This is a genomic window from Halorubrum rubrum (assembly GCF_024494685.1).
Classification (GTDB): Archaea; Halobacteriota; Halobacteria; order Halobacteriales; family Haloferacaceae; genus Halorubrum; species Halorubrum rubrum.
The window spans coordinates 181715-202300 of sequence record NZ_JANHDM010000002.1 but is presented as its reverse complement, the minus strand read 5'-3'; the positions used below and the strand labels follow the sequence as shown (position 1 = coordinate 202300).

The 20586-nt window shown below is 68.7% G+C and carries 16 protein-coding genes and 2 tRNA genes; 11 read left to right on the top strand and 7 right to left on the bottom strand.

Annotated elements, in window-relative coordinates:
* Positions 1-23: 23 nt before the first annotated feature.
* Together NO889_RS03225 and NO889_RS03220 are read right to left on the bottom strand one after the other, a co-directional pair.
* The gene (locus tag NO889_RS03225) at positions 24-1232 is read right to left on the bottom strand and encodes a DR2241 family protein (RefSeq protein WP_256410817.1); all 1209 of its coding nucleotides are present in this window, start codon (positions 1230-1232) and stop codon (positions 24-26) included.
* 2 nt (positions 1233-1234) lie between these two features.
* Complete coding sequence (locus NO889_RS03220) at positions 1235-2104, bottom strand: CbiX/SirB N-terminal domain-containing protein (RefSeq protein ID WP_256410816.1); 870 nt, start codon at positions 2102-2104, stop codon at positions 1235-1237.
* 188 nt (positions 2105-2292) lie between these two features.
* On the opposite strand from NO889_RS03220, the gene NO889_RS03215 reads away from it, so the two are divergent.
* Positions 2293-2847 carry a DUF7523 family protein gene (locus NO889_RS03215; protein ID WP_256410815.1) on the top strand — a complete coding sequence of 185 codons (555 nt, stop codon included), beginning with the start codon at positions 2293-2295 and terminating at the stop codon, positions 2845-2847.
* 158 nt (positions 2848-3005) lie between these two features.
* On the opposite strand, the gene NO889_RS03210 is transcribed toward NO889_RS03215, so the two are convergent.
* From NO889_RS03210 to NO889_RS03200, 3 genes are all read right to left on the bottom strand, one after another.
* Positions 3006-3659 carry a dolichyl-phosphate hexose transferase gene (locus tag NO889_RS03210; RefSeq protein WP_379786991.1) on the bottom strand — a complete coding sequence of 218 codons (654 nt, stop codon included), beginning with the start codon at positions 3657-3659 and terminating at the stop codon, positions 3006-3008.
* 300 nt (positions 3660-3959) lie between these two features.
* A complete protein-coding gene (locus NO889_RS03205) occupies positions 3960-5618 on the bottom strand; it encodes a GMC family oxidoreductase (protein ID WP_256410813.1) in 1659 nt (552 codons plus the stop codon).
* Positions 5615-6196: a gluconate 2-dehydrogenase subunit 3 family protein gene (locus NO889_RS03200; protein ID WP_256410812.1), complete on the bottom strand. Its 582-nt coding sequence runs from the start codon at positions 6194-6196 to the stop codon at positions 5615-5617. Before NO889_RS03200 ends, NO889_RS03205 begins: the two co-directional genes overlap by 4 nt.
* A gap of 117 nt (positions 6197-6313) precedes the next feature.
* Here NO889_RS03200 and NO889_RS03195 point away from each other — a divergent pair, with 117 nt between their 5' ends.
* Entirely contained in the window at positions 6314-7921 is a 1608-nt protein-coding gene (locus NO889_RS03195; protein ID WP_256410811.1) for an ABC transporter permease, read from the top strand.
* A 303-nt stretch (positions 7922-8224) separates the two neighbouring features.
* Here the strand turns inward: NO889_RS03195 and NO889_RS03190 are convergent.
* Positions 8225-8297: transfer RNA gene (locus NO889_RS03190), tRNA-Asp, on the bottom strand.
* Positions 8298-8327: 30 nt separating this feature from the next.
* Positions 8328-8400 (bottom strand) — tRNA-Asp (locus NO889_RS03185).
* Between the two features lie 230 nt (positions 8401-8630).
* Between NO889_RS03185 and NO889_RS03180 the strand changes: the two genes are divergently transcribed.
* The 9 genes from NO889_RS03180 to NO889_RS03140 all read left to right on the top strand — a co-directional run bounded on the left by NO889_RS03180 (position 8631) and on the right by NO889_RS03140 (position 20476).
* Complete coding sequence (locus NO889_RS03180; RefSeq protein ID WP_066412362.1) at positions 8631-8861, top strand: DNA-directed RNA polymerase subunit H; 231 nt, start codon at positions 8631-8633, stop codon at positions 8859-8861.
* Positions 8858-10423 carry a DNA-directed RNA polymerase subunit B'' gene (locus NO889_RS03175; protein WP_256410810.1) on the top strand — a complete coding sequence of 522 codons (1566 nt, stop codon included), beginning with the start codon at positions 8858-8860 and terminating at the stop codon, positions 10421-10423. Before NO889_RS03180 ends, NO889_RS03175 begins: the two co-directional genes overlap by 4 nt.
* 1 nt (position 10424) lies before the next feature.
* On the top strand, positions 10425-12254 hold the full coding sequence (gene rpoB / locus NO889_RS03170) for a DNA-directed RNA polymerase subunit B (protein WP_256410809.1): 1830 nt from the start codon (positions 10425-10427) through the stop codon (positions 12252-12254).
* A gap of 6 nt (positions 12255-12260) precedes the next feature.
* The gene (locus NO889_RS03165; protein ID WP_256410808.1) at positions 12261-15188 is read left to right on the top strand and encodes a DNA-directed RNA polymerase subunit A'; all 2928 of its coding nucleotides are present in this window, start codon (positions 12261-12263) and stop codon (positions 15186-15188) included.
* Entirely contained in the window at positions 15181-17865 is a 2685-nt protein-coding gene (locus NO889_RS03160) for a DNA-directed RNA polymerase subunit A'' (RefSeq protein ID WP_321169281.1), read from the top strand. The genes NO889_RS03165 and NO889_RS03160 overlap by 8 nt, the downstream gene beginning before the upstream one ends.
* Positions 17865-18284, top strand: coding sequence for a NusA-like transcription termination signal-binding factor (locus NO889_RS03155; RefSeq protein ID WP_256410807.1), 420 nt, complete (start codon positions 17865-17867; stop codon positions 18282-18284). Before NO889_RS03160 ends, NO889_RS03155 begins: the two co-directional genes overlap by 1 nt.
* A gap of 95 nt (positions 18285-18379) precedes the next feature.
* Positions 18380-19186: a DUF7537 family lipoprotein gene (locus NO889_RS03150; protein WP_256410993.1), complete on the top strand. Its 807-nt coding sequence runs from the start codon at positions 18380-18382 to the stop codon at positions 19184-19186.
* A 214-nt stretch (positions 19187-19400) separates the two neighbouring features.
* Complete coding sequence (locus NO889_RS03145) at positions 19401-19829, top strand: 30S ribosomal protein S12 (RefSeq protein ID WP_004048726.1); 429 nt, start codon at positions 19401-19403, stop codon at positions 19827-19829.
* The gene (locus NO889_RS03140; protein WP_256410806.1) at positions 19826-20476 is read left to right on the top strand and encodes a 30S ribosomal protein S7; all 651 of its coding nucleotides are present in this window, start codon (positions 19826-19828) and stop codon (positions 20474-20476) included. Before NO889_RS03145 ends, NO889_RS03140 begins: the two co-directional genes overlap by 4 nt.
* The last annotated feature ends 110 nt before the right edge of the window (positions 20477-20586 follow it).

Here is a 20586-nt window from a genome sequence, read left to right as displayed (position 1 = left end):
ACGAACTCGCGGCGAACTCGCGGCTACTCGTCGTCGGGGTCGGTCGGCACGCCGCCGAGGTTCCCGTCCTCGTCGAACAGCTTCGCGCGGAGGAACCGGGCGCGGTAGCGGTTCGCCCCCTCCTTCGTGTCCGCCTCGCGGATCTCGTCGATCCGGCCGTCCGCGACCGCGTCGACGATCGCCTCGAGCTGCTCCTTCTCGCTCGGCGTGAGCTCGAACGCGTACGTTCTGGACTGCTCGCTCTCAAGGCGCGTCCACTTGCGGGCGGCGCTCACGACGACCGAACACGGCTCCCGGCAGGGGAAGACGCCGTCGCCGCCGTCGACGTCGAGGTCGGTCTCGTCGTCGTACTCCCACTCCCGGCGTTTCAGACACTGCGAGTCGTCACAGCAGGCCTCGGCGACCCAGTTCACGTGCTCGTATCCCTCACCGCGGTCCCACGTCCGGATCACGCCGTAGATGCCGGACTGCCGCTCCATCGTCTCGCGCCAGTGGCTCACGTCGAGTTCGCCCTCGCGCTCGCGGTGCCAGTTGGCGATCGTGGCCGGATAGATCGTCTCGACCGTCTCGTAGACCGCCTTCGGCCCCACGTCGGGGAAGATCCACCCGCCGCGCAGCGTGGGCGCGGTCTTCAGCGGCCGGTAGCGTCCCCGCTCGTCGAGTTTGACGATGTCGCGGGCGTCGAGCGGGTCGTCGTGGACGGTCAGCTCCTCGCGGGGGACGCCCGCGTCGGCCTCGTGGCGCACCTCGTACCGGCGCTCGCCGCGGTCGGTGACGCGGGCGGTGATCCGGAGCTGCCCCCACGCGCGCTCTACCCCCGCCGCGAGCGCGGCGTACCGGGCGGCCACGGTCGCACCGTCGGCGTCCTCGATCCACCGCAGGAACGCGCGCCGGGGGCCGAACTCGCCGACGACGCGCTCGAAGACGTACCAGTCGGTGACGGCGGCCGCGCGCTCGGCGAGCGCCGCGTGGAGGTCGCGCTCGCTCAGACCCGTTCGGGGATCGTCGCCGGCCGGGTCGAGGACGTAGCGGGCGTCGGCGTCGCCGGCGCGACCGTCGCCCGAGACGGCGACCGTGAACCCCTCGAACCGGAGCTCGTCGTCGGGGTCGTCGGGATCGCCGAGTTCGTCGAGCACCGCGTCGAAGGCGTCGCTCGGGAGGTCGATATCGGGGACGTCGGGGTCGTCTCCGGTTGCAGCGGCCTCGGACGCGGTAGGAGTGGAGTCCGCCACGATCAGTCCCCCGCGGCGACGCGAGTGGTTTCACGCACGGTCGCGAGCGCGTCGCCGAGGTCGGCCCCGGCGTCCGCCGCGCGCTCCAAGATCACGTCGGCCATGAGGGGTTCGGTGCCCACCGCGCCGGCGTACCAGATCCGGGTGCCGTCGACCGCGGTCGGCACGTCGTAGCCCTCCGTGTGGTCCTCACAGAGCCCCACGTCCTCCGGGATGTCCTCCTGGGTGTGGTAGCCGTCGGCGATGAAGAGCGGGACCAAGACGACGTCGTCGCTCTCGAAGTACTCCGGGAGGTCGTCGACTTCGGGGTCCTCGTCCATGTAGAGCGCCTCCACCTCGTCGAAGCGATCGCGTTCCGCGATCCGGTCGGCGTGGTACTCGATCGCCTTCGCCGAGTTCTCGTTGCGCTCGGTACCGTGGCCGACGACCGCCAGCCCAAATCCCTCGCCCACGTCGGAGTCGCCGGTGACCGACTCCGCGCGCCGGACGATCACGTCCGTCATCGCGCGGTGGGTGCCGACGGGGCCGCAGTAGTGGACCTCGCGGTCGACGTCCTCGGCGACGAGCGTGGCCTGGTCCGCGGAGAGGCCGTCGGAGTCCCACTCGGAGACGTCCCACCCCTCCAGTCGAAGCTCGCGGGGGATCACCTGTTCGGTGAAGTAGCCCTCGGAGACGAAAAGCGGGACGACGTACACCTCGTCGCCCTCGACGGTGCGGAGCACCTCCCGGAAGTGCGGTTCCTCCTTCCAGAACCCGGTCTTCACCTCGTCGAACGCCCCGGACGCGCGGATCGTGTCGGCGTGTGCGTAGGTCGGCGCGCTCGATTCCGGGTTGAGGTGGGAGCCGTGCGCGACGATGACGAGCGACTGCATACCCGATCTGGGGGCGCGCCGCTCTTAGGGACTTCGGAGGCTGCGAGGGCGTGGGAACGCTCAGGCGAACGGTCCGGAGCGGGACGGTCGCGCGCCGACCGACCCCGGCGCACGCCGACCCCGGCGCACGCCGACCCCGGCGCACGCCGACCGAAACCGACATGTCGACCGCTCGCACAGAAGCGAGCATGTCGCTGGCAGCCGACACCCGCGAGGCGGTCCGGGACCATCCCTTCCTCCTCGACGCGCTCCGCGCGGGAGTCCTGAACCACAGCGCGGCCGCCGCGTGGCTCGTCGAGTCGACCGACCTCGACGGCGACGAGGACGCGGTCGCGACCGCGCTCCGCCGGTTCCGCGAGGACCTCCCGGCGTACGCGACCGCGGCCCGAACCGCGAGCGTCACGATGCGGAGCGGCGTCGGGGTCGTGACCGACGACGAGGCGGGTGGAGCGGGCGGCGACGGCGACGACGGCGAGTCGCTGCTTCGAGTCGGCGGCGCGGCGGTCGTCCCGGACGGCTCGCACACCGCGCTGCTCGCGACCGGCGAGGTCGACGCTGCCGCGCTGGCGGCCGCGCTCTCCCGGCTCGACGCGGTCGGCGTCGCGGTCGCGGCCGCGGGCGTCGCGGTCGCGGGGGACGACGACGGCTCGCTCGTCGCGGTCGTCGGTAGGCGCGACGGCGCGACGGCGCTCCGGGTCGTCGAGGACGCGCTGGCCGCGGTCCCGAGCGACGAGGACGGATAGATCGGCCGATACTGCGAAGCGAACGCGACCGCGGTGAACGATCGCCCGTCGGTTTCGAACGAGCGCGTCGTTCCCGGTTGCGAAATACGCCGCCGGCGGCGGTCCTGGATGCCCACCGTGTGTGGACCGCCGTCCGGTTTAGAGTCGAGGTCGTCCCGTCAGAACCGCCGGAGCTGCTCTTCGAGGCAGACGGTGACGATCGACTTCGCGATGGCGGCCCCGCCGCCGATCGGATCGAGCTTCGTCTCGCCGAGGCGCTCCGCGTACCGGATCGGGCGCTCGCGCACGTCGTGGCCGCGCATCAGCGGGCGGATCAGGAGCTCGGCGGAGAGGCCGGTGTTCTCCGTCCAGCCGATCCCCTCGACGACCTCGCGGCGGTACGCGCGCATCCCGGTGGTGGTGTCGTGGACGCGCTCGCCCATGAGCAGGCTCGCGACCGCCGCGAACGCGTGGTTGCCGAGGCGGTTGAACGCCGGCATCGCCTTCGCGCCGTGGTAGAGCCGATCGCCGCTCACCACGTCCGCGCCGTCGTTGATCTCCGTGAGGAACGCCGGCAACGCCTCCATCGGGTAGGTGTCGTCGCAGTCGGTCGTGACGACCACCGGGCGGTCGGGCGCGAGGATCGCCTCGCGCACCGCCACGCCGTACCCCTGGGGCTCCTGTTCGATGACGCGCGCGCCGTGCTCGCGGGCGATCTCCGGCGTGCGGTCCGAGGAGCCGTCGACGCAGACGACCTCCGCGCGGCCGTCGGTGACCTCGTCGATGTCGGAGAGGACGGTCCCGATCGCCTCCGCCTCGTTGTACGTGCCCATCACGACGCTCAGGTCGTCGAAGGTGTACTCGTCGGCGTCGGCGCTCGCCGCCCCGTCGGCCGCGTCCGTTCCGTCGATCGAGTTCGCGTCGTCGGTCGAACCCGCATCGTCGATCGAGTCCGCGTCGTCGGTCGAACCCGCATCGTCGGTCGCGTCCGCGTCGAACGCGCTCGCGGCCCCGTTCGTCGTGTGCGCTGAGTCGCTCATTACCCGCACCTCACGTCGCACCCACTTGAATTTTTAGGTTTACCTAAAACAATCGCGAGTCGGCGTGACACGCCCGAGAGCGACGCGGCCGCCTCACGCCTCGCCGAGCCGCGCGTCCACGTCGTCGGCGACCCGGAGCGCGAGCGCGGCGATGGTGAGCGTGGGGTTCATCGCGCCGCTCGTGGGGAAGACGGAGCTGGAGGCGATCCAGCAGTTGTCCAGGTCGTGGGTGCGGCAGTCGGCGTCGACGACGCCCCGATCGGGATCGCCGCTCATCCGCGTCGTGCCCATGTGGTGGTAGGCGGGGCCGGTCGCGTCCGGGCCCGCGACCCACCCCACGTCCGCGCCGAGCTCCTCTAATATCTCCACCTGGATCTCGTTCGCGCGCTCGATCGTGTCGAGCGCGCGGTCGCCCACGGTCCACTCGATCCGGGGTACGGGATTGCCGTGGTCGTCGACTCGGTCGTCGGCGAGCGTCACGCGGCTGTCGGCGTCCGGGGCCTGCTCGACGAGCCCGCCCATCGCGACGTGGTCGCCGTACCCGTCGCGGAGCCGGTCTAAGAGCGGATCGCCCCAGTCGTCGCCGGACAGCGCCATCTCGACCGGCGAGGGGCCGGCGTAGTTGAAGAACTCCAGCTTGAAGGGGGCCTGCGTCTCGTCGGCCTCGTCGTAGAACTGATCGCAGGCGCTCGTGTAGAAGCCGACGTGGTTCTGCCTGGTCGGCTCGTCGAGCGTGCCGCCCGCGCCCGCGAACAGGTGGTCCATGAAGAACTCGCCGACGTGGCCGCTCCCGTTCGCGAGGCCGTCGGGATACCGGTCGGAGTCGGAAAGGAGGAGGAGCCGCGGCGTCTCCACGCCGCCGGCGGCGACGACGAACGCGTCGGCCTCCTGCCCGTGCTCCTCGCCCTCGGGCGTCGCGTAGACGGCCGTCGTGACCGAATCGTCGTCGTCGTGTTCGAGCCGCTGGACGGGGGCGCGGTCGATGACGGTCGCGCCCCGCTCCTCTGCGCGCTCGATATGGACGGTCGCGTCGTATTTGGCCCCCGAGGGGCAGACGGGCTGGCAGGTGCCGTAGCCGACGCAGGGCGACCGGTCGTCGTACGGCTCGGAGTTGCGCGCGTTCGGCACGGAGTGCATGTCGATCCCCAGCGACTCGCAGGCCTCGGCGAACAGCGAGTCGCTGTAGGAGGGTTCGAAGGCGGGCATCGGGTGCGGCTCCTCGCGCGGCGGCGCGTAGGGGTTGTCGGAGGCCCCCGCGACGCCGAGTTCGCGCTCGGCCTCCACGTAGTAGGGCCGCAGGTCGGCGTAGTCGATCGGCCAGTCGGGGCCGACCCCCCGCGTCGAGCCGGAGTTGAAGTCGTCCTCGTGGAGGCGCATCACCATCCCCTGCCAGTGGAGCGTCGACCCGCCCACCCCCTTCACGCGGGCGTGATTAAGGGGATAAAACCAGTCGCCGGCGTTCTCGTGAGCGTCGCGCGCTCCCCCGACGCCCCACACGTCCGGGCGGTCGTAGAACGGGCGGATCGCCCGCTCCTGTCTCGCGAGTCGGTCTTCGGGGTCGAACCGCGGCCCCGCGTCGAGCACCACGACCTCGTGGTCGCCCGCGAGCCGGTCGGCGACGAGCGCGCCCGCCGGTCCGGCGCCGACGACGCAGACGTCCGCGTCGGGAACGGGGGTGCGGTCGACGGCGTCGCCGTCGCTTCCCTCGGTACCGCCGCCCCCCTCGTTCCCGACGCTCTCCGCGCCGCTCACGGCGACCCTCGCGTGTAGCTCTCGGCCCCGCCGGCGTATCCCTGCGGGTTCTCGATCCCGACGAGTTCGCCGCCGGTCGGCGAGGCGTACAGCGCGATCAGAAGCTCGTTGACGACGAAGAACCGCACCCGCTCCGCGGTCGTGCCGTGCGGGTCCTCCTCGGCCGTGTCAGCGCCGAGTTCGCGCAGGAGTTCGTCGCGCTCGGCCGTCTCCAGGTCGGCGACGGGGGCGTCGTACCACGACCGCGCCGACGACTCGAGTTCGGCGACCGCCGCCCGGATCCCCTCGGCGTGTGCCGACCCGTCGAGCCGGCCGTCGAGGAAGCCGTCGACGAACGACTCGACTCCCGAGACGGCGTCCGGATAGACCGCCGTCGCGACCGCGGCCATCGCCTCGCGGACCGCCTCGTCGGAGGGGCTCCGGTCGCCTTCGCCGTCGCCGGCGGCTCCGTCCGCGCCGCCCGCGCTTCCGTCGTCGCCCGTCCCCCCGTCGCCCGCTCGACGGACGCCGAGCGCGACGCCGCCCGTCGCGCCGACCGCGGCCAGCGCGGCCGCCGCGTCGCGTCGCGTCAGTTCCATGGAAGTTTTTAGGTGGCCCTAAATCCTTATATCCGTCGGAGTGCGCTCGCCGAGCGATCGGAACCCCTAACGCCGGGCACGCCCTCGCTCGTGGAAAGCGACTCCGCTTCCCGTACAATGACCCTGCGACACCGCATCCGCGACCGTCTGACCGACGGCGACGACCGCCTCCCGATCGGACTGACGCTGCTGTGTGCGGCGATCGCCGCGGCGCTCGTGTTCCCGCTGGCGTGGCTCGTCATCGAGGCGGCCGCGGTCGAGCGGGAGCGCGCGACCGACCTGATGTTCAGCCCGGCCACCGCCGAGGTGCTCGTCAACAGCCTGCTGTTGATGGCCGGCGTCACCGCCTTCTCGATCGCGGTCGGCGTCCCGCTCGCGTACCTCACCACGCGGACCGACCTCCCGTTCCGGCGGTTCTGGTCGATCGCGGCCGCGCTCCCCCTCGTCGTGCCGAGCTACGTCGGTGCCTTCTCGTTCGTCTCCGCGTTCGGGCCGCAAGGCGAGTTCCACGAGGTGCTCGCCCCGCTCGGCGTCGCTCGCGTGCCCGACATCACCGGGCTCTCCGGCTCGATCCTCGTCATCACGCTGTACACGTATCCGTACGTCTACCTGACGACGCGGGCCGCGCTGCTGTCGTTCGACACGACCCTCCTGGAGGCGGCCCGGACGCTGAACCACGGGCGGCTCGCGGCGTTCCGCCGGGTGACGCTCCCGACGATCCGCCCGGCGATCGCCGCCGGGTCGCTGCTCGCGGCGCTGTACGCGGTCTCCGACTTCGGCACGCCCTCCATCATGCGGCTGCCGGTGTTCACCCGCCAGATCTACGTCGAGTACAACGCGTTCGGCCGCGACTACGCCGCGCTGCTCTCCTTACAGCTGCTCGTCGTCGTACTCCTGGTGCTCGCGCTGGAGTGGGCGGTCCGCTCGGACCGGAACGCGAGCGGCGACGACGCGGGCCGGACGAACGACCTGGTGTCGCTCGGTCGACTTCGTTGGCCGGCGACGCTGCTCCCGGCGGGCGTCTCCGGGTTCGCGCTGCTCGTGCCCCTGTGGATCCTCGGGCTGTGGCTGGTCCGGTCGGAGGCGGGCCGCCGTCCCTCGATGGCGTTCGAGCCGGTTCAGGTGCTCAACTCGGTATCGGTTTCCGCGGCGGCAGCCGTCGTCGCCGCGCTGGCGGCGATCCCCGTCGCGTACTTCGCCGCGAACCACGACTCGCCGCTCGCGGTCGTCTTCGAGCGGGCGACGTACGTCGGGTTCGCCGTTCCCGGCATCGTGCTGGCGCTCGCGTTGGTCTACTTCGGCTCCGGCTACGTGCCGTGGCTCTACCAGACGCTCCCGCTCTTGGTGTTCGCGTACGTCGTCCGCTTCCTGCCGCAGGCGGTCGGGTCGACCCGGACGTCGATCCTCCAGGTCGACCGGCGGCTCGTCGAGGCGGGTCGCACGCTCGGGGAGTCGCCGACGGGCGCGTTCAAGCGCGTGACGTTTCCGCTCACACGCTCGGGCATCGTCGCCGGCGCGGCCCTCGTGTTCCTCACGACGATGAAGGAACTGCCGGTGACGCTCGTGCTCCGTCCCTCCGGGTTCGATACGATCGTCACGCAGATCTGGCGCGCGCAGGCGACCGCGCTCTACCAGTACGCGGTCGTCCCCACGCTCATCCTCCTCGTCATCTCCGGGCTCTCGATGGTGGTCATCCTCGCACAGGAGGGCGAGGAAGGGATCTGAGTCCCGAACCCGCCCGCGGCGCTCCTCGCTTTCGACTCCCTCGAGGCCTCGTCCGTGATACGCTCCGCTCCGACTGCGGTCGGTATCGTCGAACGAATGACCGATCACACCCTCGTGCGAGCGTTCTCGACGAACGGCTCGCTACGCTCGCCGAATCGTTCGTCGAGAACGCCCGGAGCGGGATTTGAACCCCACTCGTTCCGCTCGCTTCGCTCGCTTCACTCCCTGGTTCAAATCCCTCTGAAACGATTCGTCACCGCCGGTATCGACTCGCTTCGCTCGTCGACTGGCGGCGACAGAATACGCCCGGAGCGGGATTTGAACCCGCGTCACGACCGTGACAGGGTCGTATGATGGGCCACTACACCATCCGGGCAGACAGCGACGGAGGCCCCGAAAGAGGGGACGCCCGGAGCGGGATTTGAACCCGCGTCACGACCGTGACAGGGTCGTATGATGGGCCACTACACCATCCGGGCGCGTCGCAACCTGTCGTACCCGTGTCTGGCAAATAAGGCTTGCCATCGGCGGCGGCGGTGGTGAACGCTCACAGGGAGGGCGGTACGTTTTTGTGTGTCACTCCCGAGCGTGAGGACGTGGAACGCCCCGCGCGGAGAGCCGTGCGCGGCGGAGTTGACAAACCTTATGCGGCTGCAGTCGGTAACACGCTGTAGTATCTCGTGATAGCTTTTCCCCACCACCACCACCCATGGTAGACGTAAGCCAACACGAACTCGTTCCGGACCACGTCCTGATCGACGATCCCGAGGAGATCGAGGCGGTCCTGTCCGAGTACGACGTGAAGAAGACGAACTTACCGAAGATCAAACGCACCGACCCCGCGACCCCCGACGACGCCGAAGTCGGGGACGTGGTGAAGATCGTTCGCGATTCACGCACGACGGATCGAGCGGTCGTGTTCCGACTGGTCGTCTCATGAACAGGCAAGACCGACGCGTGGTCTCACGCGAGTACTTCTCCGACGAACGGCTCGCCGAACATCACTTCCGGTCGTTCAACAACTTCCTGGGCCGCGGGATGCAGGAGGTGGTCGACGAGAAGGAGACCATCGAGACCGACATCGGCGACAAGGAGGGCCAAGAGCCCGTCTACGTCGAACTCGGCGACGTGCGGATGGTCACGCCCCGAGTCCGCGAGGCCGACGGCTCCGAGGAGCTTCTGTACCCCCAGGAGGCCCGCCTGCGGAACATCACCTACTCCGCGCCGGTGTTCATGGAGATGTCCATCGTGCGCGGTGGCGAGGACGAGCCCGAGACCGTCGTCGACAGCACGGAGACGAAGGTCGGCCGCATGCCGATCATGGTCGGCTCGGATAAGTGTAACATGGCCGACTTCACCGACGAGGAGCTGATCGACATCGGCGAGGACCCCGTCGACCCCGGCGGCTACTTCATCGTCAACGGCTCCGAGCGCGTGCTGATGACCTCGGAGGACCTCGCGCCGAACAAGATCCTCGCCGAGTACGACTCGAAGTACGGCGACGAGATCCAGGTCGCGAAGACGTTCTCCCAGCGCCGCGGGTACCGCGCCCTGGTCCTCTGTGAGCGCAACCGCGAGGGGCTGCTCGAGGTGTCGTTCCCCTCCGTCTCCGGGTCGATAGACTTCGTCACGCTCGTCCGCGCGCTCGGACTCGAGTCGGACGAGGAGATCGTCCACCGCGTGAGCGACGACCCCGAGATCGTGAAGTTCATGCTGGAGAACCTGGAGGAGGCCTCGGTCCAGACGACCGAGGGGGCCATCGAGACCCTCGGCGAGCGGGTCGCCTCGGGCCAGGGGAAGAACTACCAGCTCAAGCGGGCGAACTACGTCATCGACCGCTACCTCCTGCCGCACCTCCACGAGGAGGGGGTCGACGAGGAGGACGTCCGGATCAACAAGGCGTACTACCTCTGCCGGATGGCCGAGGCGTGTTTCGAGCTCGCCTTGGACCGCCGGGAGGCCGACGACAAGGACCACTACGCGAACAAGCGCCTGAAGGTCTCCGGCGACCTGATGCGCGACCTGTTCCGGACCGCCCTGAACAAACTGGCGCGCGACGTGAAGTACCAGCTCGAGCGGGCGAACATGCGGAACCGGCAGCTCACCGTGAACACGGTGGTCCGTTCGGACGTGTTGACCGAGCGGCTCGAACACCCCATCGCGACGGGCAACTGGGTGGGTGGACGCTCAGGCGTCTCCCAGCTCGTCGACCGGACCGACTACATGGGCGTTCTCTCTCACTTGCGCCGCCTCCGGTCGCCGCTGTCGCGCTCGCAGCCGCACTTCGAGGCGCGGGACCTCCACGCGACCCAGTGGGGGCGCATCTGTCCCTCCGAGACGCCGGAGGGGCCGAACTGCGGGCTCGTGAAGAACTTCGCGCAGGCGATGGAGCTGTCACAGACCGTCGAGGACGAACAGGGGCTGAAACGAGAACTGGCGTCGATGGGTGTCGAGGGGATCCCCGGCATCGAGGGCGTCGAACGACAGACGGCGGACGACTAACATGGCACAAGCAGAACGCGAAGCGAAGGTGTACGTCAACGGGAGCCTCGTCGGGACCCATCCGGACCCGCACGAGCTCGCCGGCCAGATCCGCGAAGCGCGCCGTCGCGGCGACGTGAGCGAGATGGTGAACGTCTCGGTGAAGGACAGGACCCGAGAGGTGATCGTCAACGCGGACGCGGGGCGGGCCCGTCGTCCGCTGATCGTCGTCGAGAACGGCGAGCCGCTGCTCGGCGACGAGGAGATCGCCGCCCTCGAGCGCGGCGACGTCGAGTTCGAGGACCTCGTCGACCGCGGCTACGTCGAGTTCATCGACGCCGAGGAGGAGGAGGACATCCTCGTCGCCGTCGACGAGGAGGACGTGACGGAGAACCACACCCACCTCGAGATCGACCCGCAGCTCGTCTTCGGCATCGGCGCGGGGATGATCCCGTATCCCGAACACAACGCCTCTCCGCGCATCACGATGGGCGCTGGGATGATGAAACAGTCGCTCGGGCTCCCCTCCGCCAACTACCGGATCCGGCCGGACACCCGCCAGCACCTGCTGCACTACCCGCAGCTGGCGATGGTGAAGACGCAGACCTCCGACCAGATCAGCTTCGACAAACGGCCAGCCGCCCAGAACTTCGTGGTCGCCGTGATGAGCTACGAGGGGTTCAACATCGAGGACGCGCTGGTGATGAACCAGGGCTCCGTCGACCGCGCGCTCACCCGCTCGCACTTCTTCCGGACCTACGAGGGCGAGGAGCGACGGTATCCCGGCGGCCAGGAGGACCGCTTCGAGATCCCGGACCAGGACGTCCGCGGGGCGCGCGGCGAGGACGCGTACACCCACCTCGACGAGGACGGCCTCGTCAATCCCGAGACGCGGGTCGACGAGTCCTCCGTGCTCCTCGGCAAGACCAGCCCGCCGCGGTTCCTCGAGGAGCCCGACGACATGGGCGGGCTCTCCCCGCAGAAGCGCCGCGAGACGAGCGTGACGATGCGCTCCGGCGAGTCCGGGGTCGTCGACACGGTGACGCTGATGGAGGGCGAGGACGGCTCGAAGCTCTCGAAGGTGAAGGTGCGCGACCAGCGGGTGCCCGAACTCGGTGACAAGTTCGCGTCCCGACACGGCCAGAAGGGCGTCGTGGGCCACCTCGCGCCCCAGGAGGACATGCCCTTCACCGAGGAGGGAGTCGTCCCCGACCTCGTGATGAACCCGCACGCGCTGCCGTCGCGGATGACGGTCGGCCACGTGCTGGAGATGCTCGGCGGCAAGGTCGGCTCGCTGCGCGGCTCGCGCGTCGACGGCACGCCGTTCCAGGGCGAAGACGAGGAGGAGCTCCGGAGCGGGCTGGAGGAACACGGGTTCAAGTCCTCCGGCAAGGAGGTCATGTACTCCGGCGTCACCGGCGAGAAGATCGACGCGGAGATCTTCGTCGGGACGATCTTCTACCACAAGCTGTACCACATGGTGTCGAACAAGCTCCACGCCCGCTCGCGCGGGCCGGTCCAGGTGCTCACGCGCCAGCCGACGGAGGGGCGCGCCCGCGAGGGCGGCCTCCGCGTGGGCGAGATGGAGCGCGACACGATCATCGGCCACGGCGCGTCGATGGTGCTCAACGAGCGGCTGCTCGAGTCCTCCGACGCGGAGCAGGTGTACGTCTCTGCGGAGACGGGCCTCGTCGCCGTCGAGGACAGAGAGCAGCGCCGCGTGTACGACCCGGTCACGGGCGACGAGGACGACATCCACGAGCTGGAGGTCAGCTACGCGTTCAAGCTGCTGCTCGACGAGATGATCGCCCTGGGAATCCGACCGAAACTCGAACTGGAGGACGCGATTTAAATGTCAATGCAAACACCGAAGGTGCTCGGCGGGATCGACTTCGGCCTCATGGACCCGGAGACGTACCGGGACATGTCGGCCACGAAGGTGATCACCGCGGACACGTACGACGACGACGGCTACCCGATCGACATGGGGCTCATGGACCCGCGGCTCGGCGTCATCGACCCCGGACTGGAGTGTCGGACCTGCGGCTCCCACTCCGGGTCGTGTAACGGCCACTTCGGGCACATCGAGCTCGCCGCCCCCGTCATCCACGTCGGGTTCACGAAGCTCATCCGCCGACTGCTGCGATCGACGTGCCGCGAGTGCGGGAAGCTGGCGCTCACGGAGGCGGAACGCGAGGAGTTCCAGGATCGGCTGGAACGCGCCGAGGAGCTCGGCGAGGACCCCCACGACGTGTTGAAGGCGGCCGTCCGGCAGGCCCGGAAGGCGTCGACGTGTCCCTACTGCGGCGAGCCGCAGGCGGACATCAAACACGAGAAGCCGACGACCTACTACGAGGTCCAGGACGTGCTCTCCGGCGACTACTCGGAGCACATCGCGGCCGCGATGCAGCCCGACGAGGAGGAAGCGGACCCCGGAACCTCCCCGCAGGAGCTGGCCGAGAAGACGGACATTGCCCTGGAGCGGATAAACGAGATCATGGCGGGCGAGTTCCGTCCGCGCAAGGAGGACCGTCGCGCCATCGAGAAGGCGCTCGACATCGACCTCACCGAGGAGGACATGAACAAGCTGATGCCCTCGGACGTCCGCGACTGGTTCGAGGACATCCCCGACGAGGACCTGGAGGTGCTCGGCATCGACTCCGAGCACTCCCGGCCCGAGTGGATGATCCTGACGGTGCTCCCGGTGCCGCCGGTCACCACGCGCCCCTCCATCACGCTGGACAACGGCCAGCGTTCCGAGGACGACCTCACCCACAAGCTGGTCGACATCATCCGCATCAACCAGCGGTTCATGGAGAACCGCGAGGCCGGCGCGCCACAGCTCATCATCGAGGACCTCTGGGAGCTGTTACAGTACCACGTCACCACGTTCGTCGACAACGAGATCAGCGGGACGCCCCCGGCCCGCCACCGCTCCGGCCGTCCCCTCAAGACCCTCTCACAGCGGCTGAAGGGGAAGGAGGGGCGCTTCCGCGGGTCGCTCTCCGGTAAGCGCGTCAACTTCTCCGCGCGGACCGTCATCTCGCCGGACCCCACGCTCTCGCTGAACGAGGTCGGCGTCCCCGACCGCGTGGCCAAGGAGATGACCCAGACGCTCAACGTCACCGAGCGCAACGTCGAGGACGCGCGCCAGTACGTCCGGAACGGTCCCGAGGCGCATCCGGGCGCGAACTACGTGCGCCGGCCCGACGGCCGCCGCCTGAAGGTGACCGAGAAGAACTGCGAGGAGCTCGCCGAGAAGGTCGAGTCCGGTTGGGAGGTCAATCGGCACCTCGTCGACGGCGACATCGTGATCTTCAACCGGCAGCCGTCGCTGCACCGGATGTCGATCATGGCCCACGAGGTGGTCGTGATGCCGTACAAGACGTTCCGGCTCAACACCGTCGTCTGTCCGCCGTACAACGCCGACTTCGACGGCGACGAGATGAACATGCACGCGCTCCAGAACGAGGAAGCTCGCGCCGAGGCACGCGTGCTCATGCGCGTCCAAGAGCAGATCCTCTCGCCGCGGTTCGGCGGGAACATCATCGGCGCGATCCAGGACCACATCTCCGGGACGTACCTGCTCACCCACGCCAACCCCGAGTTCACGGAGACGCAGGCGCTCGACCTGCTCCGGGCGACGCGGGTCGACGAGCTGCCCGAGGCCGACGGCGTCGACGACGACGGCCGGGAGTTCTGGACCGGCCGGACGCTCTTCTCGGAACTGCTCCCCGACGATCTCACGCTCGAGTTCACCTCCTCGACCGGCGACGCCGTGGTCATCGAGGACGGCCAGCTCGTCGAGGGAACGATAGACGAGGACGCCGTCGGCGCGTTCGGCGGCGAGGTCGTCGACACCCTCACCAAGCAGTACGGCGAGACGCGCGCTCGCGTCTTCATCAACGAGATCGCCTCGCTCGCGATGCGGGCGATCATGCACTTCGGCTTCTCGATCGGGATCGACGACGAATCGATCCCCTCGGCGGCCGAAGAGCAGGTCGACGAGGCGATCGGGAGCGCGTACGATCGCGTCGACGAGCTGATCGAGACGTATCGGGCGGGCGAGCTGGAGTCGCTGCCCGGCCGCAGCGTCGACGAGACGCTGGAGATGAAGATCATGCAGACGCTCGGGAAGGCCCGCGACTCCGCCGGCGAGATCGCCGACCAGCACTTCGGAGACGACAACCCGGCGGTCGTGATGGCCCGCTCGGGTGCGCGCGGCTCGATGCTCAACCTCACGCAGATGGCCGGTTCGGTCGGCCAGCAGGCGGTTCGCGGCGAGCGGATAAACCGCGGCTACGAGGACCGCACGCTTGCCCACTACGAGGCCGACGACCTCTCCGCGGAGGCGCACGGCTTCGTGGAGAACTCCTACCGCGGCGGGCTCACGCCCGAGGAGTTCTTCTTCCACGCGATGGGCGGCCGCGAGGGGCTCGTCGACACGGCGGTCCGGACCTCCAAGTCCGGCTACCTCCAGCGGCGGCTCATCAACGCGCTCTCGGAGCTGGAGGCACAGTACGACGGCACGGTCCGGGACACCTCCGGGCGTATCGTCCAGTTCGAGTTCGGCGAGGACGGAACCTCGCCGATCAAGGTCTCCTCCGGCGAGGGGGACGGCATCGACGTCGACGGCATCGCCGACCGCGTCCTCGAGTCGGAGTTCGACTCCGACGACGAGAAGGAGCGGTTCCTCGGCGAGCGCGCGCCGCCGACGAACCTCTCGGAGCACGCGGGTCCGGGACTGAACAAGGCGGACGAGCTGGGGGTGGAGTCGGATGACTGAGTACGAGCACGTCACCGAGGACATGGAGGCCGTCGTCGAGGCGACGGAGCTCCCGAAGCGGCTGAAGACGAAGGTGTACGAGACGCTGGAGGCGAAAGCCGACGAGTACGGCGAGGTCACCATCGAGCAGGCGACCGACATCGTGACCGGCGTCGAGAACCGGTACATCGAGACCCGCGTGGACCCGTTAGAGCCCGTGGGAACCGTCTCTGCGCAGTCGATCGGTGAACCCGGAACGCAGATGAGCGTCCCGTACGACGAGCGAGTGGTCGTTCGCCGTGACGGTGAGACAGAGATCGTCGAGATCGGATCGCTCGTCGACGACGTCGTCGACTCCCGCGAGTCTCGAAAGTTCGACGGCCACGAGGTCGCGGTGGCTCCGGACGGGCTCGAAACCCTGAGCCTCGACGGAGACGAGCAGATTCGCTGGAAACCGGTCGAGGAGGTCAGTCGACACGAGACGCCCGAGGAACTGCTCCGATTCGAACTCGAGTCGGGCCGAACGATCCGAGCGACGAAGGCGCACTCGTTCGTCACACGGCGTGACAACGAAGTAGTCCCCGTCGCCGGTGAGGATCTCACCGAGGGGGATTGGCTCCCGGTCGTCGGACGATTCGAATCCGACGGGACGGATACCGTCGATCTCCGGGAGTATCTCCCGGCTACCGATTACTGGTATACGTCGACGCTGACCGACGGCGGAGTCGACGCGGTACCGGCCGGTGAGGCGCAGCTCCGAACCAAACGAGAGGCGCTTGAAACCGGGGAGATCGACGAAGAAACCGTGTATCCCGTCGGTGGGACGGTCGGACTGCCGGAACGGTTCCCGTTGGATTCTGCGACCGGATTCTTCGTCGGTGCGTGGCTCGCGGAAGGGTCGGTGACGGACCACTACGTCTCGGTCTCGAACGTCGATGAGACGTTCCAATCCGAGATCCGTGCGTTCGCCGACCGGTTCGATCTCTCGGCAAACGAGTACGAGAACGACAGCGGCTTCGCTCGCGGATACGATATCCGTCTGAACGGAACGGTTCTCGCTGACTTCGTTCGCGCGACATGTACCGAGAACGGGAACAAGGCCGTCCCCGGATTCGCGTTTGGCGCGAGCGACGAGTTCGTTCGTGGACTTCTCCGTGGGTACTTCAGCGGGGACGGAAACGTCGGACGAAACGCCGTCAGATCCAGCTCCACGAGCGATCGACTCACGGCCGGGATCGCGTTGTTGCTCGCGCGGGTCGGCGTGTACTCGACTCTCGCGGAGCAGGACGGATCCCGAACGCTACGCGTTCCGAAGAAACACGTTCGCCGGTTCGCGAACGAGGTCGGCATGGTCGGCGAACGAGGGGACTCGCTCGAGGAACTCACGGCGGATATCAACCCGAGCGGTCCCGATTCGACGGATCAAGTCCCGAACTTCGGCGACTCGCTCCGCGAGATCGCCTCCGATGCCGGGATACCGAGCAGACAGGTGAACGCCGCGTCGAAGCGACAGCGTATCGGTCGGACGCGACTTCGAGGGATCGTCTCGAAGGGCGAGAACGCCGGTGTCGACTCCGACTCGCTCGACGAGCTCCGTCGGGCGGTCGAGGGTGATGTGGTCTGGGATCGGATCGAATCGATCGAGACGATCACCGACGACCACGAGCACGTGTACGACTTCTCCGTCGAGGGGTTGGAGACGTTCACGACCGCCGAGGGCGTCGTGACCCACAACACGATGAACACCTTCCACTACGCCGGCGTCGCGGAGATCGACGTCACGCAGGGGCTTCCCCGGCTCATCGAGCTGGTGGACGCCCGGAAGACGCCGGACACGCCGATGATGACGGTCCACCTCGAGGGCGAGTACGCGACGGACCGCGAGAAGGCCCACGAGGTCGTCTGGTCCATCGAGTCGACGCGGATCTTGGCGCTCGGCGACGTCTCGACCAACGTCGCGGACATGCTGGTGCGGATCGACCTCAACGACGACACCCTCCTGGAGCGGTGGCCGACCCACTCCGACCCGACGGAGGTCGCCGAGATCATCACGGAGACGATCGAGGACTCGCTCGGCGTCGACGCCCGACAGGCGGGCACCGTGATCGAGTTCGGCCCCAACGAGCCGAGCTACCGCGAGCTGTTACAGCTCGTCGAGCGGCTCCGCGACATCGTGTTCAAGGGGATCGAGGAGGTCGAGCGCGTCGTGATCCGCAAAGAGCAGCTCGAGGACGGCGAGGAGTTCGTCCTCTACACCGAGGGGTCCGCCTTCGGCGACGTCCTCGAGATCGAGGGCGTCGACGCCTCGCGGACGACGTGTAACAACATCCACGAGATCTACCGGAACCTCGGGGTCGAGGCGGCCCGCGAGACGATCATCGACGAGACGAAGAACACGCTCGAAGAGCAGGGGCTCGACGACGTGAACGTCCGGCACCTCATGCTCGTCGCGGACATCATGACGAACAACGGCGAGATCGAGTCGATCGGCCGCCACGGGATCTCGGGCTCGAAGGACTCCGTGCTCGCGCGGGCCGCCTTCGAGGTGACGGTCAACCACCTGCTCGACGCGGCGGTCCACGGCGAGTACGACGAGCTCGACGGCGTCATCGAGAACGTCATCGCGGGCAAGCCGATCTCGATCGGGACCGGCGACGTCGACCTCCGGATGGGATCGCGCGTCGTGAGCGACGACTGATGCGCGTCGAGCTCTCCGACGAGGCGCGGCGATACATCGGTCGGTTCGACGAGCTGACCGGCGTGGCGCCGAAGGACTGCCTCGTGGAGGGCGATCGGCTCGTGTTCCTGCTGCCGGCCGGCGAGATGGCGTCGGCGATCGGGCAGGCCGGCGAGACCGTCGAGGCGGCCGAGCGGACGCTCGGCAAGTCGATCGACCTCGTCGAGGACGCGGACACGCCGGAGGCGTTCGTCGCGAGCGCGCTCGCGCCGGCGGCGGTCAACGCCGTGACCGTCTCGGAGCAGGACGACCGGGTCGCGTACGTGGAGGTGCCCGAGCCGGACCGGGGCGTCGCGATCGGTGCGAACGGGCGCAACATCGAGACCGCGCGGACGCTGGCGAAACGTCACCACGACGTCGACGACATCCAGCTGACCTAGCCGAGCCGCCGCCGACTCGTCGACGGGTCCGGCGGGCTTTTTCCGATCCACCGCCACGGGCGAGTATGAACGAGCGACGCGTGAACGGAAGGCGTGTGAACAGACGGCGCGTTCTCACGGCGACGGGGACCGCCGTCGGCGTCGGCCTCGCGGGCTGTATCGGGAGCGAGGGTGTGGACGGCCCCTTCCCGGACGCCGACTGGCGCGAGGGCGACGGGCTGGACGTCGCGGCGCTGGTCGAGAGCCACGTCGAGTCGGCGGTCGACGCCGGCGGCGTGACCCTCTCGTCGACGGCGGAAACGACGTTCGACGGCGAGGACCCGAGCCCGTGGCTTCCCTCACAGGAGTACGAATCGAGCTACGACCTCGAGAACGGTCGGTGGTACGTGAGACAGGAGCTGACCGGAACCGAGGTGCCGGAGGTGCTCGAGCGGTACGTCGAGGACGGCGAGGCGCTGGTCCGCGAGCGGGTCGGCGAGGAGGTCCGATACGACCGGCAGGCGGTCGAGCGCACGTCTGACGACTTCGAATCGGCGCTTCGGTCGGAGGCGCGCGTGGGGATCCGGGTTCCACGGGAGCGAAACGGGGAGACCACGTACGAGGGGCTCGAGAACTGGGACCCGAGAGCCGACGGGGAAGGCGAGGTCGACGGACGAGCGACCGCCCGGTTCGTCGCCGACTCCTTCGACGGCGACAGGGACGTCCCGGCGACCGTCGAGACGGCGTCGGCGACCGCCCACGTGTTCGAGTCGGGATTCGTTCCGCGGATCGCGCAGTCGTGGGAGGGACCACACGACGACGGCACCGCGACCGTCGCGGTCGACGTCGCGTACCGCGACCGGGGCGCGACGGTCGCAGTGCCCGAGTGGGTCGAGGAGGCCCGCGAGGAGACGACGGACTGAGACGGGGTCGGCGGGACGGTCGGCGACGGCGTCCGTCTCCGGTCAACGACGGCCTCTCAGGGTGGCTTATCGGTTCAGCGGTCGCGAGCGCCCGTCGTTCTCGATCGAAGAAACGCGCGCAGATCTGACGAGAGGTACCGCTCGAGCGTTCTGCGCGCGTTTCTCCGGGCTGAAAGACGACGCTTAAGTAGCTCCGTCGGGAATGGAGCGTACGATGGCGAACGGCAAATATGCCGCCCGTAAGCTCAAACAGGACCGGCAGAAGCGCCGCTGGTCCGACTCCGAGTACGCTCGGCGCGAGCGCGGGCTCAAGAAGAAGTCCGACCCCCTCGAGGGCGCCCCGCAGGCCCGCGGGATCGTCTTAGAGAAGGTCGGGATCGAGGCGAAGCAACCGAACTCGGCGATCCGGAAGTGCGTCCGGGTTCAGCTCATCAAGAACGGCAAGCAGGTCACGGCCTTCTGTCCCGGTGACGGCGCGATCTCCTTCATCGACGAGCACGACGAGGTCACGATCGCGGGGATCGGCGGCGCGAAGGGTCGCGCGATGGGCGACCTCTCCGGCGTCAACTACAAGGTCGAGAAGGTCAACGGCGTATCGATGATCGAACTGGTTCGCGGCAACGCGGAGAAACCGGTCCGATGAGCGGGGAGGAAGTCGAGGCGGACGACGCGGACGCCGCTGCCGACGAGCCCGAGCCCGATGCGCCCGCCGCCAGCGAGGCCGCGAACGAGAACGCGGAGCTGTTCGGCGTCTGGGACGTCACCGAGATCGCCTACGAGGACCCCTCGACGAAGCGGTACATGACGGTGACGCCGATCGCCCACACGATGGGGCGACACGCGTCCAAGCAGTTCCAGAAGAGCGAGATCTCGCTCGTCGAGCGGCTGATCAACCGGCTGATGCAGACCGACGAGAACACGGGGAAGAAACAGCAGGCGACGCGGATCGTCCGCGACGCGTTCGACGTGATCTTCGAGCGCACCGAGGAGAACCCGGTCCAGATCCTCGTGCGCGCCGTCGAGAACGCCGCGCCCCGCGAGGAGACGGTCCGCCTGAAGTACGGCGGGATCTCCGTCCCGAAGGCCGTCGACGTCGCGCCCCAGCGCCGCGTCGACCAGGCGCTGTTGTTCATCTCCGACGGCGTCGCGAACGCGACGTACAAGTCCAGCACCTCGGCCGCCGAGGCGCTCGCGAACGAGCTGATCGCGGCCGCCGACTACGACGCCAACGCCTCCTACTCCATCTCCCAGAAGGAGGAGCGCGAACGCGTCGCCGCCGCGGCCCGCTGACGCGGGAAGACCGAGCGACGGGCGGTTTTTCGTTTCTCGAGAACTGCGAGGCGGTGAGCGGCCGTGCCGTCGAGTCGGACGGTCGCTCGCGTTGTCGACCCCCGGTTCGG

What these genes read in the sequence shown, in the direction of transcription:
- NO889_RS03220 (WP_256410816.1), bottom strand. Translation starts at nt 2,104, where the DNA reads ATGCAGTCGCTCGTCATCGTCGCGCACGGCTCCCACCTCAACCCGGAA.
- NO889_RS03140 (WP_256410806.1), top strand. Translation starts at nt 19,826, where the DNA reads ATGAGCGGGGAGGAAGTCGAGGCGGACGACGCGGACGCCGCTGCCGAC.
- rpoB (WP_256410809.1), top strand. Translation starts at nt 10,425, where the DNA reads ATGGCACAAGCAGAACGCGAAGCGAAGGTGTACGTCAACGGGAGCCTC.
- NO889_RS03155 (WP_256410807.1), top strand. Translation starts at nt 17,865, where the DNA reads ATGCGCGTCGAGCTCTCCGACGAGGCGCGGCGATACATCGGTCGGTTC.
- NO889_RS03145 (WP_004048726.1), top strand. Translation starts at nt 19,401, where the DNA reads ATGGCGAACGGCAAATATGCCGCCCGTAAGCTCAAACAGGACCGGCAG.
- NO889_RS03160 (WP_321169281.1), top strand. Translation starts at nt 15,181, where the DNA reads ATGACTGAGTACGAGCACGTCACCGAGGACATGGAGGCCGTCGTCGAG.
- NO889_RS03210 (WP_379786991.1), bottom strand. Translation starts at nt 3,659, where the DNA reads ATGGGCACGTACAACGAGGCGGAGGCGATCGGGACCGTCCTCTCCGAC.
- NO889_RS03215 (WP_256410815.1), top strand. Translation starts at nt 2,293, where the DNA reads ATGTCGCTGGCAGCCGACACCCGCGAGGCGGTCCGGGACCATCCCTTC.
- NO889_RS03195 (WP_256410811.1), top strand. Translation starts at nt 6,314, where the DNA reads ATGACCCTGCGACACCGCATCCGCGACCGTCTGACCGACGGCGACGAC.
- NO889_RS03200 (WP_256410812.1), bottom strand. Translation starts at nt 6,196, where the DNA reads ATGGAACTGACGCGACGCGACGCGGCGGCCGCGCTGGCCGCGGTCGGC.
- NO889_RS03180 (WP_066412362.1), top strand. Translation starts at nt 8,631, where the DNA reads ATGGTAGACGTAAGCCAACACGAACTCGTTCCGGACCACGTCCTGATC.
- NO889_RS03175 (WP_256410810.1), top strand. Translation starts at nt 8,858, where the DNA reads ATGAACAGGCAAGACCGACGCGTGGTCTCACGCGAGTACTTCTCCGAC.
- NO889_RS03165 (WP_256410808.1), top strand. Translation starts at nt 12,261, where the DNA reads ATGCAAACACCGAAGGTGCTCGGCGGGATCGACTTCGGCCTCATGGAC.